The 15071-nt window shown below is 68.7% G+C and carries 20 protein-coding genes; 15 read left to right on the top strand and 5 right to left on the bottom strand.

What is annotated here, in order from left to right; genetic code table 11:
* The first annotated feature begins 4 nt into the window (after positions 1-4).
* Positions 5-139, top strand: coding sequence for a response regulator transcription factor (locus tag K2Z83_RS29805; RefSeq protein WP_370650080.1), 135 nt, complete (start codon positions 5-7; stop codon positions 137-139).
* Positions 140-224: 85 nt separating this feature from the next.
* Here the strand turns inward: K2Z83_RS29805 and K2Z83_RS05780 are convergent, their stop codons facing one another.
* Positions 225-602, bottom strand: coding sequence for a PPOX class F420-dependent oxidoreductase (locus K2Z83_RS05780; protein WP_220594218.1), 378 nt, complete (start codon positions 600-602; stop codon positions 225-227).
* A 106-nt stretch (positions 603-708) separates the two neighbouring features.
* On the opposite strand from K2Z83_RS05780, the gene K2Z83_RS05775 reads away from it, so the two are divergent.
* Positions 709-1569, top strand: coding sequence for an aldo/keto reductase (locus K2Z83_RS05775; RefSeq protein ID WP_220594217.1), 861 nt, complete (start codon positions 709-711; stop codon positions 1567-1569).
* Between the two features lie 271 nt (positions 1570-1840).
* Here K2Z83_RS05775 and merB read toward each other — a convergent pair whose 3' ends face one another.
* Together merB and K2Z83_RS05760 are read right to left on the bottom strand one after the other, a co-directional pair.
* A complete protein-coding gene (gene merB / locus K2Z83_RS29800) occupies positions 1841-2293 on the bottom strand; it encodes an organomercurial lyase (RefSeq protein WP_220594216.1) in 453 nt (150 codons plus the stop codon).
* 120 nt (positions 2294-2413) lie between these two features.
* Positions 2414-2557, bottom strand: a complete 144-nt coding sequence (locus K2Z83_RS05760) for a hypothetical protein (protein WP_220594215.1) — start codon at positions 2555-2557, stop codon at positions 2414-2416.
* Positions 2558-2583: 26 nt separating this feature from the next.
* On the opposite strand from K2Z83_RS05760, the gene K2Z83_RS05755 reads away from it, so the two are divergent.
* The 3 genes from K2Z83_RS05755 (at position 2584) to K2Z83_RS05745 (ending at position 5318) form a co-directional block, all read left to right on the top strand.
* Positions 2584-3249, top strand: a complete 666-nt coding sequence (locus K2Z83_RS05755; protein ID WP_220594214.1) for a GIN domain-containing protein — start codon at positions 2584-2586, stop codon at positions 3247-3249.
* 144 nt (positions 3250-3393) lie between these two features.
* Positions 3394-4785: a glycosyltransferase family 39 protein gene (locus tag K2Z83_RS05750; RefSeq protein ID WP_220594213.1), complete on the top strand. Its 1392-nt coding sequence runs from the start codon at positions 3394-3396 to the stop codon at positions 4783-4785.
* On the top strand, positions 4764-5318 hold the full coding sequence (locus K2Z83_RS05745; RefSeq protein WP_220594212.1) for a hypothetical protein: 555 nt from the start codon (positions 4764-4766) through the stop codon (positions 5316-5318). Before K2Z83_RS05750 ends, K2Z83_RS05745 begins: the two co-directional genes overlap by 22 nt.
* A 77-nt stretch (positions 5319-5395) precedes the next feature.
* Here the strand turns inward: K2Z83_RS05745 and K2Z83_RS05740 are convergent, their stop codons facing one another.
* Positions 5396-6916, bottom strand: coding sequence for a long-chain fatty acid--CoA ligase (locus K2Z83_RS05740; protein WP_220594211.1), 1521 nt, complete (start codon positions 6914-6916; stop codon positions 5396-5398).
* 246 nt (positions 6917-7162) lie between these two features.
* On the opposite strand from K2Z83_RS05740, the gene K2Z83_RS28790 reads away from it, so the two are divergent.
* The 9 genes from K2Z83_RS28790 (at position 7163) to K2Z83_RS05700 (ending at position 13284) form a co-directional block, all read left to right on the top strand.
* The gene (locus K2Z83_RS28790; RefSeq protein WP_255603372.1) at positions 7163-7579 is read left to right on the top strand and encodes an ATP-binding protein; all 417 of its coding nucleotides are present in this window, start codon (positions 7163-7165) and stop codon (positions 7577-7579) included.
* Position 7580: 1 nt separating this feature from the next.
* Positions 7581-8852, top strand: a complete 1272-nt coding sequence (locus K2Z83_RS05735; RefSeq protein ID WP_255603371.1) for a PP2C family protein-serine/threonine phosphatase — start codon at positions 7581-7583, stop codon at positions 8850-8852.
* A 117-nt stretch (positions 8853-8969) separates the two neighbouring features.
* Positions 8970-9302 (top strand): STAS domain-containing protein, encoded by a 333-nt coding sequence (locus tag K2Z83_RS05730; protein ID WP_220594210.1) that lies wholly within the window; start codon positions 8970-8972, stop codon positions 9300-9302.
* A 261-nt stretch (positions 9303-9563) separates the two neighbouring features.
* The gene (gene rplS, locus K2Z83_RS05725) at positions 9564-9917 is read left to right on the top strand and encodes a 50S ribosomal protein L19 (RefSeq protein WP_220594209.1); all 354 of its coding nucleotides are present in this window, start codon (positions 9564-9566) and stop codon (positions 9915-9917) included.
* Positions 9917-10612 (top strand): class I SAM-dependent methyltransferase, encoded by a 696-nt coding sequence (locus K2Z83_RS05720; protein WP_370650077.1) that lies wholly within the window; start codon positions 9917-9919, stop codon positions 10610-10612. Before rplS ends, K2Z83_RS05720 begins: the two co-directional genes overlap by 1 nt.
* A 53-nt stretch (positions 10613-10665) precedes the next feature.
* Positions 10666-11286, top strand: coding sequence for a ribonuclease HII (locus K2Z83_RS05715; RefSeq protein ID WP_220594251.1), 621 nt, complete (start codon positions 10666-10668; stop codon positions 11284-11286).
* 137 nt (positions 11287-11423) lie between these two features.
* A complete protein-coding gene (locus K2Z83_RS05710) occupies positions 11424-12158 on the top strand; it encodes a hypothetical protein (protein WP_220594208.1) in 735 nt (244 codons plus the stop codon).
* Positions 12159-12186: 28 nt separating this feature from the next.
* Entirely contained in the window at positions 12187-12714 is a 528-nt protein-coding gene (locus K2Z83_RS05705; RefSeq protein ID WP_220594207.1) for a hypothetical protein, read from the top strand.
* Positions 12715-12786: 72 nt separating this feature from the next.
* Positions 12787-13284, top strand: coding sequence for a hypothetical protein (locus tag K2Z83_RS05700; protein ID WP_220594206.1), 498 nt, complete (start codon positions 12787-12789; stop codon positions 13282-13284).
* A gap of 129 nt (positions 13285-13413) precedes the next feature.
* Here the strand turns inward: K2Z83_RS05700 and K2Z83_RS05695 are convergent, their stop codons facing one another.
* On the bottom strand, positions 13414-13899 hold the full coding sequence (locus K2Z83_RS05695; RefSeq protein ID WP_220594205.1) for a MarR family winged helix-turn-helix transcriptional regulator: 486 nt from the start codon (positions 13897-13899) through the stop codon (positions 13414-13416).
* 201 nt (positions 13900-14100) lie between these two features.
* Between K2Z83_RS05695 and K2Z83_RS05690 the strand changes: the two genes are divergently transcribed.
* A complete protein-coding gene (locus K2Z83_RS05690; protein ID WP_255603370.1) occupies positions 14101-14961 on the top strand; it encodes a hypothetical protein in 861 nt (286 codons plus the stop codon).
* The last annotated feature ends 110 nt before the right edge of the window (positions 14962-15071 follow it).

Here is a 15071-nt window from a genome sequence, read left to right as displayed (position 1 = left end):
GGAGATCGCCGCCCAGCTCACGATCTCCGAGAACACGATCAAGAGCCACCTCAGCCGGATCTTCGATAAGCTCGGCGCCCGCTCGCGCACCGAGGCGGTGACGATCGCCATCCAGCGCGGGCTGCTGAGCACTGGGTAGATAGCGACCGGGCCGCCAGCTTGCTGGCGGCCCGGTCGCCTGCTCAGGCGCTCCGCCTGTCCCCTGTCCCCTGTCCCCTGTCCCCTTAGGGCGTCACCTCGATAAAGATCCGCACCGCGCCCTCGGCCATCCGGCCGGTCAGGGCCGTGTACTGCTCGCCGTACTTGGCGCGCAGGGCCGCCTCGGCGCACTCCGCCTCGCCCTGGTCGAGGATGCGGGCCTGGCCGGAGGCCGCCGGGCCGCTCACGTTGCCCACCCGGTCGCTCGGGGCGACCAGCACCGCCGGGTTGGCGCGGATGCGCTTGGCCTTCCCCGCCTGGCCCTGCGTGGTCACGTACAGCCTGCCGCCGGCCTCGGCGAACCAGACCGTCGTCGGCATCGGGTCGCCCGACCGCCGGTAGGTCGTCAGCACCATAAACTCCGCGCCCTCCAGGGCCGCGAAGCGCGTGTCTGTGGTAGACATGGGGGCCAATCTCCTGATCTGCGCTACTGAGCCGCCCCGTGCGGCCCTCCTATAAAGTATACTCCCGCTATGTCCCGCGCGCCCGCCGCTATTGAAGGAGCAGACGATGACAGAGATCCCGCGCAGTCCGTTCGGCCGCACTGGCCACCAGAGCACCCGCACGCTCTTCGGGGCCGCCGCGCTCGGCCGCGTCACCCAGGCCGAGGCCGATCAGACGATGGAGCTGCTGCTCGACTCCGGGGTGAACCACATCGATACCGCCAACAGCTACGGCGAATCCGAGCAGCGCCTCGGCCCGTGGACGGGGCGCTACCGCGACCGCTTCTTCCTGGCCACCAAGACCGAGGAGCGCAGCTACGCCGCCGCCAAGGAGCACCTGCACCGCTCGCTCGACCTGCTGCGCACCGACCACATCGACCTCTGGCAGATGCACTGCCTGGTCAAGCCGGACGAGTGGGAGCGGGCGATGGGGGCCGGCGGCGCCCTGGAGGCCTTCATCGAGGCCAGGGAGCAGGGGCTGGTGCGCTTCATCGGGGTGACGGGGCACTACACGGTGGCGGGCTGGATGCACCGGCGCAGCCTGGAGCGCTACGACTTCGACTCGGTGCTGCTGCCCTTCAACTACGCGATGATGCAGAACGCCACCTACCGGGCCGACTTCGACTCGCTGATGGCGATCTGCGCGGAGCGCGACGTGGCCGTGCAGACGATCAAGTCGTGTACGCGCGGCCCCTGGGCCGGCGAGGCGCGCACCGCCGCCACCTGGTATGAGCCCTTCAGCGAGCAGTCCGAGGTCGACGCCGCCGTACACTGGGTGCTGAACCGGCCGGGGGTCTTTCTGAACACGCCGGGCGACATCCACCTGCTGCCGAAGGTGCTCGACGCGGCCCGCCGCTTCGTGCCCGGCCCGCAGGACGAGCGCGACGCGGCGATGGCGGATCTGGCGCCCACGCCGCTCTTTATGTGATCACTGAGGCGCTGAGGCACTGAATCGCCTCAGTGCCTCAGCGCCTCAGTGCCTCAGTGTCCCAGAACGGCCCGCTGAGGCCGAGGTCGGCCACCAGGCCGGACAGGTCGGCCAGGGGCCGGCGGCGCCAGCCGGGCCGGCGCGGGTCGGTGAACCAGGCCTGGGCCAGCGCCCAGCCCTGCCCAAGGCTGAGCAGCGCGCCCAGGGGCCGCCCGCTGCGCGCGCACCACGCTCTCGCGATCTCCTCCGACCGGAAGAGGCGGATGTTCCCTCAGGTCGAGCCGATGTCCTCCCACCACTTGGCCAGGGGCACCGCCATGCGCAGCGCCCACGGCCCCGGCTCGGGCGTGCCGCTATAGATTCTCACCGCGATCGGCGCGCCCGTGGCCGGGCAGGCCGTCTCGAGCGTGGCGTCTATGCCGAGCATCGCCGGGATGCCCAGGCCATCCCAGGCGCAGTTCGCCCACCAGGCCCGCCCGTCGTCGGCGCGCACGCGCACCGGCGTCGGCGCCGCCGAGAAGGGGATGGCCATCCAGATCGCTCGGCTGCGCGGGTCGAGCACTAGGGCCTGCTCGTCGGCCAGCCGCTCGTAGGAGCCGTGCAGCTCGCCCAGGCTCAGCCCCAGCCGCCCGGCCAGCGCCTCGGCGTCCGGCGGCCCGCCGTCGTCCACAAAGCTGGTGTAGACCTCGCAGCGCACCAGCTCGTCTATCTCATAGTGTTTCATCGTCATCTCAACACTCAGTACTCAACACGCAACGCGCCTCGTCCGTATTATAGCCGCCCTGCGGTAAGATATTGTCCTGATGGCTGGGGGCTTCTTCTCCCATCCGCGCCGCGCCCGCCGCTATACTGCGGGCAGACCCGTGTTCTTTGTGTACATTGGCACAACTGCTGCAATCTGCAATCTGCAATCTGCAATCTGCAATCTGCAATCTGCAATCTGCAATCTGCAATCTGCAATCTGCAATCTGCAATCTGCAATCTGCAATCTGCAATCGCAAAGGGAGATCCACCGTGTCCCGACTCCGCGCCATCATGGGAGCCATCATCATAGGGCTGCTGCTCGCCGGGTGCGCCCAGGGGCCTGGCCCGCTGATCGAGGGCAGCGGCCCGGTCATCCGCGAGGAGCGCCCGGCCAGCGGCGTGCGCGCCGTCGAGTTCGGCGCATTCGGCAGCCTGGAGATCGTCCAGGGCGACGCCGAGGGCCTGACGCTGCTCGGCCAGGGCAACATCCTGCCGCACATCATCAGCGAGGTGGACGGCGACACCATGCGCATCTCCGTCGATGGGAGCGCCCACCCGACCTACGGCCTCCAGATGCGCCTGACGGTGCGCGAGCTGCGCTCGATCGTGGCCGGCGGCGCCGGGGGCATCAGCGCCAGCGGGATCAGCGGCGACAGCCTCAGCGTCAGCGTGCTCGGCGCGAACACCGTGACGGTGGCCGGCACCGTGCGCGAGCAGACCGTGACCCTCTCGGGGGCCGGCTCCTACGACGGCAGCTCCCTGGAGAGCCAGCGGGCCACGGTGACGATCGACGGCTTTGCCGACGCGGTGGTGCGCGTCGAGGAGCAGCTTCGGGCCACCATCAGCGGCAACGGCTCAGTCGAGTACTTCGGCGATCCCCGGGTGATCGAGGACATCACCGGCCTCGGCCAGGTGATGCGACGCACGGTGCCGTAGAGGTATTGCAGATTGTAGATTGCAGATTGCAGATTGCAGATTATAAGATTGTATCTGTGCTGCTACACAAAGCAGTACAGGTGTCGTCTCGCCTGCAATCTACAATCTGCAATCTGCAATCCTTGTGGCGGTATAATGCGCGCCATGCGCACACCCTCACGCCGCGACGCGTGGCTCGCCCCGCTGCTGATCTTCGCCCTGGCCCTGGCCCCGCGCCTCTGGGCGCTCGGCTGGGGGCTGCCCTACGTCGAGCACCCCGATGAGCCGGCCCTGGTCGAGACGGTCGTGCGTATGGTGCGCGACGGCTCGCTCAACCCGCGCACCTTCCTCTACCCCTCGCTGAGCTACTACCTGCTGGCCGCCGCCGCCCGTCTGCACCTGGCCTGGGGCGAGTCTGTCGGCCTCTACGGCTCGGCCCAGGACCTTGTCGCCAGGACCTATACGTTCACGACCCAGCCGCAGCTCTACCTCTGGCTGCGCGCCGTCACCGCCCTGCTCGGCGCGCTGACCGCCCCCCTGCTCTACCTGCTCGGCAGCCAGATGTTCGACCGTCGGGCCGGCCTGCTGGCCGCCGCCGCGCTGGCCCTCTCCCGCTTCCACATCGAGCACAGCCACTATATCACCACCGACGCGCCCACCGGCCTCTGGGTGACCCTGGCCCTGCTGGGGGCGTGGGATGTGGCCCGGCGCGGCTCCTGGCGCGGCTATCTGATCGGCGCGCTCGGCACCGGGCTGGCCGCCGGGACCAAATATAACGCCGGGGTCGTCGGCCTGGCCCTGGCCGCCGCCGCGCTCGTCTACCTGCGCGACGCCGGCCGCCCGGCCATCCCCCGCCAGGCCGGGCGGCTTATGGCCGCAGGCCTGCTCTCCGGCCTCGTCTTCCTGATCGCCACGCCCTACGCCATCCTCGACATGCCGGCCTTTCTGGGTGCCCTGCGCTTCAACGCGGCCCACTACGCCAGCGGCGAGCACGGCGACTTCACGGGCGCATGGCCTTTTGGGCAGTACGCCGCCTTCTACTGGGCCGACGGGCTGATGCCTGCGGGGTGCCTGCTGCTGCTGGCTGGGCTGCCCGCCCTCGCCCGGCGGCGCGGCGCGCAGACGGCCGTGCTGCTCAGCGCGATCCTGCCCATGCAGCTGCGGCGCGGCTCCGACGGGCGGCGGGTGGCGGGCAGCGCGCCGGCGCGATCTGGCCGCTCGTCATCCGCCAGTCGTCGCTCGTCGTGCTCGCCCTGCTCCTCCTCGCCCCGCAGGCCGCCGGCTCGGCCTGGCTGCTCGGCTACTGGGCCAAAACCTACAGCCTGGAGCAGATCGCCGAGGCCATGCGCGCCCAGCCCCGCGGCATGCTCGCCGCCGTCGAGCTCAACCCCGTCCAGTGGTCCGGCGACCCGGCGGTCGCCCCGGTACCGTGGCTCGCCACCTACCCGGCCGACTGGTACCGCGCCCGCGGCTACCGCTTCCTGGCGCTCAACGCCGACAGGTATGGCCCACAGGATCAGGACGCCTACCGGCAGGTGCTCGGCTACGGCGATCTGATCCTGAGCCTGTCCGACCGCGACCTGGGCGCGCAGCCCGGCCCCGGCGGCGCCCTGATCGACCTCGGCGAGCACGTCGAGCTGATGCCCTTCGCCCGCCGCGCGGCGGCCTTCGGCGGCGAGCTGGCCCTCCTCGGCTACGAGCTGGCCCCCGGCGATCCGCGCGCCCGCATGACGCCCCTGGAGGGCGCCGACGCCCGCGCGCTGTCGCCCGGCCAGCCCGCGCAGATTAACCTCTACTGGCGCGCCCTGGCCCCGATGGATGTGGACTACACCCTGTTCGTCCACCTCGTGGACGCCGCCGGCGCTACCGTTGCCCAGCGCGACCTGCCCCTGCGCTACGCGGACTATCCGACATCGCGCTGGCGACCCGGCGAGCTGGTGATCGACCGCGCCGATATGCCCCTGCCCGCCCTGCCCCCCGGCGACTACCGCCTCGAGATCGGTCTGTACGACGCGGCGATGGGCGCGGCCCTCCCTGCGGATGGCGGCGCGCCCGTCGTGCTGACGACCATCACTGTTAGATCCCCATAGGGCTTCTGATGCGTTGGGGCGCAGCAGCAGAAAGAGCCCTGTCGCAACGCGACAGGGCTCTTTCTGCTGCTGCGCCCTTACTTGAGCTCTCTTTTCAGGATCTTCCCCGTCGCCGTCTTCGGCAGGGTGTCGCGCACCTCGATGCTGCGCGGGTACTTGTAGGCCGCCAGGCGCTCCTTGCAGTAGCCGATCAGGTCCTGCTCGCTGGCCGACTGGCCCGGCTTGAAGGCGACGACGGCCTTGACCTCCTCGCCGAGAGCCTGGTCGTGTACGCCGATCACCGCCGCCTCGGCGACGGCCGGGTGGCCGTAGAGCACCTCCTCGATCTCGCGCGGGTAGACGTTGAAGCCGCCGCGGATGATCATGTCCTTCACCCGGTCGACGATAAAGAAGTAGCCGTCCGCATCCACCTTGGCCAGGTCGCCGGTGTGGAACCAGCCGCCGCGGATCGACTCGGCGCTGGCCTCGGGGCGCTTGTAGTAGCCCTTCATCACGTTGTGCCCGCGGATGACGATCTCGCCCAGCTCTCCGGCGGGCACCGACGTGCCCTCCGGGTCCACCGCGCGCATCTCGACGCCCCAGATCGGCGTGCCGATGCTGCCCGGCTTGGTCGGCCTGTCCAGGTGGTTGAACGAGGCCACCGGCGAGGTCTCCGAGAGGCCGTAGCCCTCCATAATGGTCACATTGTGCTTGGCGTTGAAGGCGTGCATCACCTCGACGGGCATGGCCGAGCCGCCGGAGACGCACAGCCGCAGCGAGCTGAGGTCGTAGCCGCCGGCCTCGGGGTGGTTCAGCAGGTAGAAGTACATCGTCGGCACGCCGGCGAAGTACGTCACCTTGTCGCGCTGGATGATCTCCATGGCCTTGAGCGGCTCGAAGCGCGGCAGCATCGTGATCGTCGCCCCAGCGTAGAGCAGCGCGTTCATCACGCAGGTCTGCCCGAAGGAGTGGAAGAGCGGCAGCACGGCCAGGCCGATCTCGTCGTCCTTGACGTTCAGCAGCTTCTCGACGCCGACCATGGCGTTGAAGAACATGTTGAAGTGGCTGAGCTCGGCGCCCTTGGGCCGGCCGGTGGTGCCCGAGGTGTAGAGGATCACCGCCGTGTCGCCGGGGCCGGTCTGCACCGTGTCGAAGGCCGGGCTGTGGTCGGCCATCATCTGGTTGAAGGTCGTCGCCCCGTCGGGGATGGGGTTGGCGCTGCCGGGGGCCTGCACCACCACCAGGCTGCGGCAGCCCTCGGCGCCGCGGAAGCCCTGGGCCGCCTCCTGGATGAAGCCCTCGAAGGCGATCAGCGCCACCGAGTCGCTGTCCTCCAGGTGGTACTGCACCTCGCCGTGCTTGAGCAGGACGTTCAGCGGCACCACCGTGGCGCCGGCCTTGAGGATGCCGTAGTAGCAGATCGGGAAGTGCGGGGTGTTCGGCAGCATGATCGCCACCTTGTCGCCGGGCTGCACGCCCATCTGCACCAGGGCGTTGGCGACCTTGTTGGCCGCGCCGTTGACCTCGGCGTAGCGCAGCTTGTAGTCGTCGAGGATCACGGCCAGCTTGCCGGGGTTGCGGCGGGCGCTCTGCTCCAGCAGAAGGGCGAGGTTCAGCACTGAACGGCTCCTTTCGGCGGATCTTTAGATTGTTTATTCCATCTGGATATGAAAATTATAACATAGCCGCCCCGCGCCCACCGTGCTATGATTAGGGGACAGGGGATAGGGGATAGGGGACAGGCGCGCTCCCTCATCAAGTGAGAGCCGCCCGTCGCCCATCACCTCCGCCTGTACCCTGTACCCTGTACCCTGTACCCTGTACCCTGTACCCTGTACCCTGTACCCTGTACCCTGGGGACGCTGATGCAACAGTCGATCGAAGTGCTCGCCGACTGGGACAGCATCGCCACGCTGATGGCCTTCACCGACAGCGTGGAGAGCCGCATGCCCCTCACGGCCGACCAGCGCTACCTGATGCGCCTGGTGATCGAGGAGATCGCGACCAACATCGTCAAGTACGGCTACTCCGACGCCAACCGCGACGTGATCCAGCTGGACTGCTCCTACGAGGGCGGCACGCTGCGCATCCACATCCGCGACCGGGGCGAGTCCTTCGACCCGCGCGACCACCCCGACCCCGACCTGAGCGACGCCGACGCGGCCTCGCGCGATGTCGGCGGCCTGGGGCTCTACTTCGTCCGCGAGTTCGCCGACGATCTTACGTACCAGCACGATGCCTCGAGCGGATGGAATGAGCTGACTGTGATCAAAGGGCGGTGAGATGCTGCACGACCTGTTGCGCGCGGTTCCGTGGTTCGAGCACCTGGACGCGGCCCTCCTCGGCCAGATGGCCGCGAGCATGGGCCAGCGCCGCCTCGACGCCGGCGAGGTGCTCTTCCACCAGGGAGACACCGGCTACGACTGCTTCGTCATCCTCAGCGGCTCCCTGGAGGTGCTCACCTTCGTCAACGAGGTTGAGCACCAGCTTGAGGTCTACGCCGCCGGCCAGATCATCGGCGAGATGGCCCTGATCGACCGCAGCCCGCGCTCGGCCACCATCCGCGCCGTCGAGCCCAGCCACCTGGTGGTGATCACCGAGTCCGACTTCAAGACCCTGATCGGCTCGAACCCCGAGCTGGCCATGAGCATGCTGCGCAACGGCACCACCCGCGTGCGCAACACCAACCAGCGCATGATCGGCGACCTGGAGCGCAAGAACGCCGAGCTGCTCAAGGCCTACCAGCAGCTCAAGGCCGCCCAGGCCGAGCTGATCCGGCTCAACCGGATCGAGCAGGAGCTGGCCGTCGCCCGCCAGATCCAGGAGTCCTTCCTGCCGCGCACCCTGGCCCAGCCCGCCGGCTGGCAGGTGGCCGCCTACAGCCGCGGCGCCCAGGCCGTCGGCGGCGACTTCTACGACTGCATCGAGCTGAGCGACGGCCGCCTCGGCCTGGTGGTGGCCGACGCCTGCGGCAAGGGCGTCACCGCCGCGCTGTTCGTGGCCCTCAGCCGCTCGCTCCTGCGCGCCGCCTCCCTCGCCCCCTGGATCTTCCAGGGCGGCATGGTGCTCGACCCCGAGAGCATCCTCACCGGCGCGCTCTGGCTGGTCAACGACTACATCTGCCGCGAGCACGCCGAGAGCAACATGTTTATCACGCTCTTCTACGCCGTGCTCGACCCGCGCAGCGGCAACCTGGCCTATGTGAACGCCGGCCACAACCCGCCGCTGCTGGTCGACGCCCCCGGCCAGGGGCTGCGCGAGCTTGAGGAGGGCACCCTGCCGATCGGGATCATGGCCAGCCAGGAGTTCGAGGTGCAGCACAGCCACGTCGGCCCCGGCGAGCGCCTCATCCTGTTCAGCGACGGCATCACCGAGGCCATGAACACCGCCGGCGAGCCCTTCAACGACGACCGCCTGCACGCCGTGCTGCGCGAGGGCGTCGCCATGCCCACCCAGGACCTCGTCAGCATGGTGATCCGCCAGGTGGACGCCTACGCCGCCGGGGCGCCCCAGGCCGACGACATGACCCTGATGATCGTCACGCGGGCGGCGTAGGGGCGCAGCGCGCTGCGCCCCCTACTGCCGCCCGAATCGACATGATATAATAGACGCCCAGAATGCCAGTGTGACTCGCGCATATCACCTCCCGAGCAATGGAAAGGGGTTCCGCCCGTGAACGTAGAGCATATCGACGACGTCCTGGTCATTGAGCTGCCCGCCCGCCTCGACGCGGTTGGTGTGGCGGCCATTGAGGGCAACCTCGCCGAGACGGTCACCGCCCACAAGGGCAAGGTTCTCGCCGACATGAGCCAGGTGAACTTTGTGGCCAGCCTCGCCCTGCGCATGCTGCTGACCAACCTCAAGGCGGTGCAGCCCCTCGGCGGGGACCTGCGGCTCGCCGGGATGCAGCCCCAGATCGCCGAGATCTTCCGCAAGAGCCGATTCGACACGCTCTTCAAGATCTACCCCGACCGTGAGTCGGCCCTCGCCACCTATAAGGCCTAGCGCAAAGCCCCAGACCCTACGTTTGTTGGGGTTTTGGCGGCGCAGCCGCCAAAACCCCAAACCCCCACGGGGAGCGGATCTACGGCCAACTTGCCGCCCACTAGGGCTTATGCTATAATCCGCTCCAGCGATGAGCCATCGTGGCAGGTAGTGCTGTGCTACCTGCCATATTCTATGTGAGATCGAAGCGGGCTGCGCCCGTGGTCTTTACGGCTCTCAATCAAGCGTACACACAGGTGCAGACGAAAGGAGCGACAGGCAATGTCGCAGCAGATTCTTACCGAGCTGGCCCAGCGCCAGTACAAGCAGGATATCCCTGAGTTTCGGGTCGGCGACACGGTGCGTGTCGGCGTCAAGGTCGTCGAGGGTGTCCGCGAGCGCGTCCAGGAGTTTGAGGGCGTGGTGATCCGGCGCCGCAGCGGCGGGATCAACGAGAACTTCACCGTGCGCCGGATCGCCTCGCACGGCATCGGCGTCGAGCGCACCTTCCTGCTCCACGCCCCCCGCCTCGACAGCATCAAGCTGATGCGGCGCGGCAAGGTGCGGCGCGCCAAGCTCTACTACCTGCGCGGGCTCACCGGCAAGGCCGCCCGCATCAAGGAGCGCCGCGACTAGTGCTGCGCTACAGCGATTCTGTAAGGGCGCAGCAGTCGCGTAGCGACTGCTGCGCCCTTACACATCTTGTCCGCTGGGCCTTCGAGCGGCTCTACCGCGAGCTCTCCTGGGCGTACGACCTCGTCGCCGCAGCGGTGTCCGGGGGGCTGTGGCAGCGCTGGACGCGGGCGGCGCTGCCCTTCCTGCGGGGGCGCGTCCTTGAGCTCGGGTTCGGCCCCGGCCACCTGCAGCTGGCCCTCGCCACGGCGGGCGCGTCCCCGCCCTTCGGCGTCGACGCCTCGCCCCAGATGATCGCCCGCGCCCGCCGTCGCCTGCGCCGCGCCGGGCTCCCCGCCCGCCTCGCCCGCGCCCGCGCCCAGCGCCTGCCGCTCGCGCCCGCATCCTTCGACACGGTCCTCGCCACCTTCCCCAGCGAGTATATCGCCGACCCGCGCACCCACGCCGAGATCCTGCGCGTGCTCGCGCCCGGCGGCCGGGTCGTGATCCTCCCGCTGGCCCAGCTCGACCGGGGCCTCTACGCGCGCCTGGTCGACCTGGCCTATCGGCTCACGCTCCAGGCCCCCGTCGCCCGCGACGACCGCCAGGATGCCGCGCCGCCCACGATGTCTATCGGCGATCTGGCCCTCTCGCCGCGCTGGGTGCGGGTCGGCCCGAGCCGCGCCCTGGTGCTGGTGGGCGACCTGGATCACCAATAGCGGCGAATGAGCGAATGTGGGCAGATGTGCGTCTCGCACTCCGCATTGGGACGATGGCACCGACGATCGCGCATGAGCTTGCCCTCCAGCGGCGGGGGCTGATATCCCTGGCCGGGATCGACGAGGCCGGCCGCGGCTGCTGGGCCGGCCCGGTGGTCGCCGCCGCCGTGGCCCTGTCGCCCGCGGCGCTGGCCCGCCCCGAGCTGCTCGCCGGCGTCGATGACTCGAAGCAGCTGACGGCGGCCGCCCGCGAGCTGCTCTACACGCGCATCCACGCCCACGCGGCGGGGGTCGGCGTCGGCGTCGTCCCGGCCTTCCTGATCGACGCCTACGGGATCGTGCCGGCCACGCGCCTGGCGATGACGGTCGCCCTCCTCGCGCTGCCCTGCCCGGTGGACGCCCTGCTGATCGACGCGCTGCCGCTGCCCGCGCTGCCGCACCCCCAGGAGGTGCTGATCCGGGGTGATGCGCGCTGCCTCTCGATCGCGGCGGCCTCGGTGGTGGCGAAGGTGACGCGCGACCGCCTCATGCGGACGGCCGACATGGCCTTTCCCGGCTACGGATTCGCCGCCCACAAGGGCTATGGCACGGCGGAGCACCAGCGGGCGCTGGCGGCGCGCGGGGCCTGCGCGATCCATCGGCGCACCTTCAGGCCGCTGCTGGATCTGGTGTGAGGCGCGAGGCGTGGGGCGTATGCTATACTGCGCCCGAGCTCGATTCTAGGTAAACATAATCGCTTACGCCTGCGTACAGCCTAATCCGCAATCTGCAATCTGCAATCTACAATCTGCAATCATTCAGGGAGGTTGGAATGCCTGTCGCGACACCGGCCGCCGATCTGGTGCGCCAGCTCAGCAGGGCGGGCCTGCGCCCCGACGAGCGCCTTGTGGGGCAGATCCTCGATCTGGGCGACGACGCCCGCGCGGCGCTGATCGCGCTGGCGACCGACATCCCCGCGCTTCATGCGGAGGTGCCGGCTTGCCTTGGCCCGCTGCACGCCCTGCGGCTGCTCGGCGAGCTGGCCGAGCCGTCGATCATCGCCCCGCTGCTCAACGCCCTGCCGGTGCCGATCATCGACCCGGAGGATGATATCCCGGCGAGCATGTACGCCAACGAGATCCTCCATATCATCGGCCGGGTGGGCGCGCCGGCCGTGCCCGTTCTGTGGGAGATCGCCGACGATGAGGGCGTGATCGCGCAGGCGCGCGGGGCGGCGGCGAACGCCCTGGCCTATGTGGCGACCTACGCCCCCGAGGTGCGCGACGCGGTGATCGCCGAGGCCCGCCGCCGGCTCACCGACGAGACTCTGCCTGATGTGGCGGTCGCCGGCTCCGTGGCGCTCCTGGCCGAGATCGGCGATGCCCCGAGCTATAAGGCGGTGATGGCCGCCTACCGCGCCGGTAAGGTAGACCAGTCGCTCATGCCGGCGGCGGCCGCGCGCCAGTTCCTGCTGGGCGGCGGGCGAAAAGATCTCGCCTGCGTGCGCCACCCGTTCTGGGAGCGCTACGATGAGCACGGGCCGACCTTCAAGACTGAGAAGAGCTGAGTCGCTCCGGGAAGGACCCCCATCGCCTATGCGCTTTCGCACCCACGCGATCACCTCCGCCCTCGCCGGCGTCGCGATCTACCCGCGCTCGCCCCTGCGGGCGGCGGCGGTCCTGCTCAGCGGGACGCTGATCGACGTCGATCACTTTGTGCTGTACGCGCTCCAGACCGGCGACTGGAGCGTGGCTGGGGCGCTTGTCTATAACCGCTACCGCCACGACCCCGGCCTGGCCGGGGATTCGCGCCCGCGCTATGGACCTCTGCGCTCATGGCTTCACAACCCGCTGCTGCTGCTCACGCCGCTGTGGGTCGCTGCCTCGCGCCGGGCGGCCCTGCGGCCGGTGGCGATCGGGCTGAGCCTCCACATGCTGCTCGACTACATCTGGTGGCCGCGCTACACGCTGGCCTTCTGGCGCGCGGGGCGGCGCTGCGCGGGCTGTGGCCGGACCGACCGCAGGCTCACGGTACACTGGCGGCGCGCGTGGGGCGAGCCCGAGATGCGAACCCTCTGCCGGCCCTGCTTCGAGATCAGCCTGAGGCGTGAGCGCGACGGGTAGCGTGGCCGCCCCTTGTGGTACACTGACAGTGTCGGTGTCGTTTGCATAGGGGCCGGCTGGAGGATTGACGCTATGGATGACGATGATGATGCCCTGACTCCGCAGCGCGAGGAGTCGAGCGAGGAGCTGGCGCGCCTGGCGCGCGAGGCGATCGAGGCGCAGGCCGGGTCCGTCGATATGACCGGGGCGCGGCGCCGCTGCCAGCGGGTGATCGACCTGTACAGCGCCGGGCTTGTGCGCGATGGCCGCGATCACTTTCACGCATCCTGGGTGATGCTCTGCGGTGAGACTCAGGGCCACTACAGCATGGCCCGTATGCTCGCGCGTCGCGCCACCGAGCTGGGTGAGGAGCGGGCCTGGACGCTGCGGGCGATGTCGTGGGATCGCTGGCTGGTGAAGGGCGGCCACCCCCAGCGCTTCGGCACGCAGATCATCAAGCAGGATGGCCGCTGGTCGCTGGGTGCGGTTGACCCGAGGGTGACGGATCTGGACCGGGCGCTCTACGCGGTGCCGCCGCTCTATGTCCAGCGCCAGAGCGCCGATCAGCTTCAGCGCCGCGAGGATAGCTAGCCGTGCGGGTTCGGTGACGCTCAGCGAGTGCGCGCCCATACGTACTAACGTTAGGGCTTCCGCCCTAAAAACCGGCGTTGTTTTGGCCAAAACAACAAGAAATTCCAGGCGGATGCCCCAGCCACCTCGCTACTCGGCGGGGTCGCTGGCGGGCTCATACTGGAGCCCCTGAAAGAGCGTCTGGAGTAGGTTGTGCAGCTGGGTGACCTCTGACGGGGCCAGGCTGCGCATGCGGCGGCTGACGCGGGCGTGGTGGCGGGGCTTGATCCGGCGCAGCTTATCGGCCCCGGCGGGCGAGAGGCAGATCAGGCTCACCCGGCGATCCTGCGGGTCTGGCCGCCGCTCGACATAGCCCTTGCTGATCAGGCGCTCGACGATCCCGGTGAGGTTGCTGTTGTCGCAGCGCATACGGCTGCTGAGGGCGCTGAGCGGCACCCCGTCCGGGGTCGCGTAGGTGAGGATCATGAACTGCGGCACCGTGAGCTCTTCGCTCCGCAGGTCGTAGCGGTTATAGGTTTCAAGCATCGAGTTGACTTGGCGGAGCAGCGTGTACGCCTCAAACTCTATTTCGGCCGATGAAGGCTCTGGATCGGAGATGTCTTGCTGGACGCTCATGGTCGAGACCTCGGGTATATGGGTGGGAGGTTTGAGCGGGTTTGTGAAGGCTTGAGGATCGCGAAGGCTCTTATCTTACATAGATTAATAAAATCGTTTCTATAGAAAAAATATATCATGCTGTACTATCTATGTCAACCTTATGCCATAGCTATGCACAGAAAAAACTGTGCAGATACCCCCCAACAGGCCGAACGAATAATGATGACGCCCTCGCCACAACCGCGCTATGATCGGATCGTCTCGCTCGTCTTTATCATCCTGATCGGGCTGGCCGTAATCTTCCTCGTCGATGGGAATCCGAACACCCTCCGGATCGTGATCGGCGGCGACCTGCCGACGATCACGCTCTCGTGGTTCCTGATCGCCTCGCTGGTCGTGATCACCTGCGCGGGGGCCGATCTGCTGGCCCGGTCACACCCGCAGCTCCAGGCGCGCGCGCTGCCGATCATCAACCTGGGGCTCGTGCGCTTCGAGGTCGCGCCGGCCTTCTGGATCCTGCCCTCCTTCAGCGTCGTGGGCTCATTCGCGTTCTTCCGGCTGTTCAGCGGGGCGCTGCAAGGGGCCGCCTTCGCGATGGCCCTCGTCGCCGCGGGCGGGTCGCTGCTGGCGGTGCTCCTGGCCCAGCACTTCGCCCTCGACCGCCGGCCGCAGGTGAGCCAGCCGGCGCAGACGGTGCTCCAGGTGATCGCCTACCTGCTGGCCTTCGGCTGCTTCAGCGCCGTCTACTACACGCGCTTTCGCACGCTCTACTCGGCGACGCTGATCGGCACCACGGCGACGCTGCTGTCCTACGCGCTGATGGCCTGGATGCCGCGGCCGGGCAGCTTCCTGATCGCTGCGCTGGTCGGGATGACCCTGGCCGAGGCGACGTGGCCGCTGAACTACTGGGCGACGACCTTCCTGATCGCGGGGACGCTGCTGCTGGTGATCTTCTATGTGGCGGTCAGCCTGCTGCAGCACGAGGCCCAGGGGCGTCTCCATCGGCGCCTCGTCGTCGAGTATGTGCTGCTGGGCGGCGGGCTCTTTCTGGCGATTATGTACGCCACGCTTGTGCTCTGATCAGGGGGTGTCACGAATCTTCTTGCAACGGTGGCCATGGCGGGCGGCTGAAGCCGCGTCGGGAGGGCCTGCTGCCGCCCGCCCGCCTTCGCGGGCGGTTCCGGCGTCGG

The sequence above is a fragment of the Oscillochloris sp. ZM17-4 genome (assembly GCF_019599295.1).
Lineage (GTDB): Bacteria > Chloroflexota > Chloroflexia > Chloroflexales > Chloroflexaceae > Oscillochloris.
The sequence above is the reverse complement of the archived record's forward strand: the minus strand, read 5'-3'. Positions and strand labels throughout refer to the sequence as shown.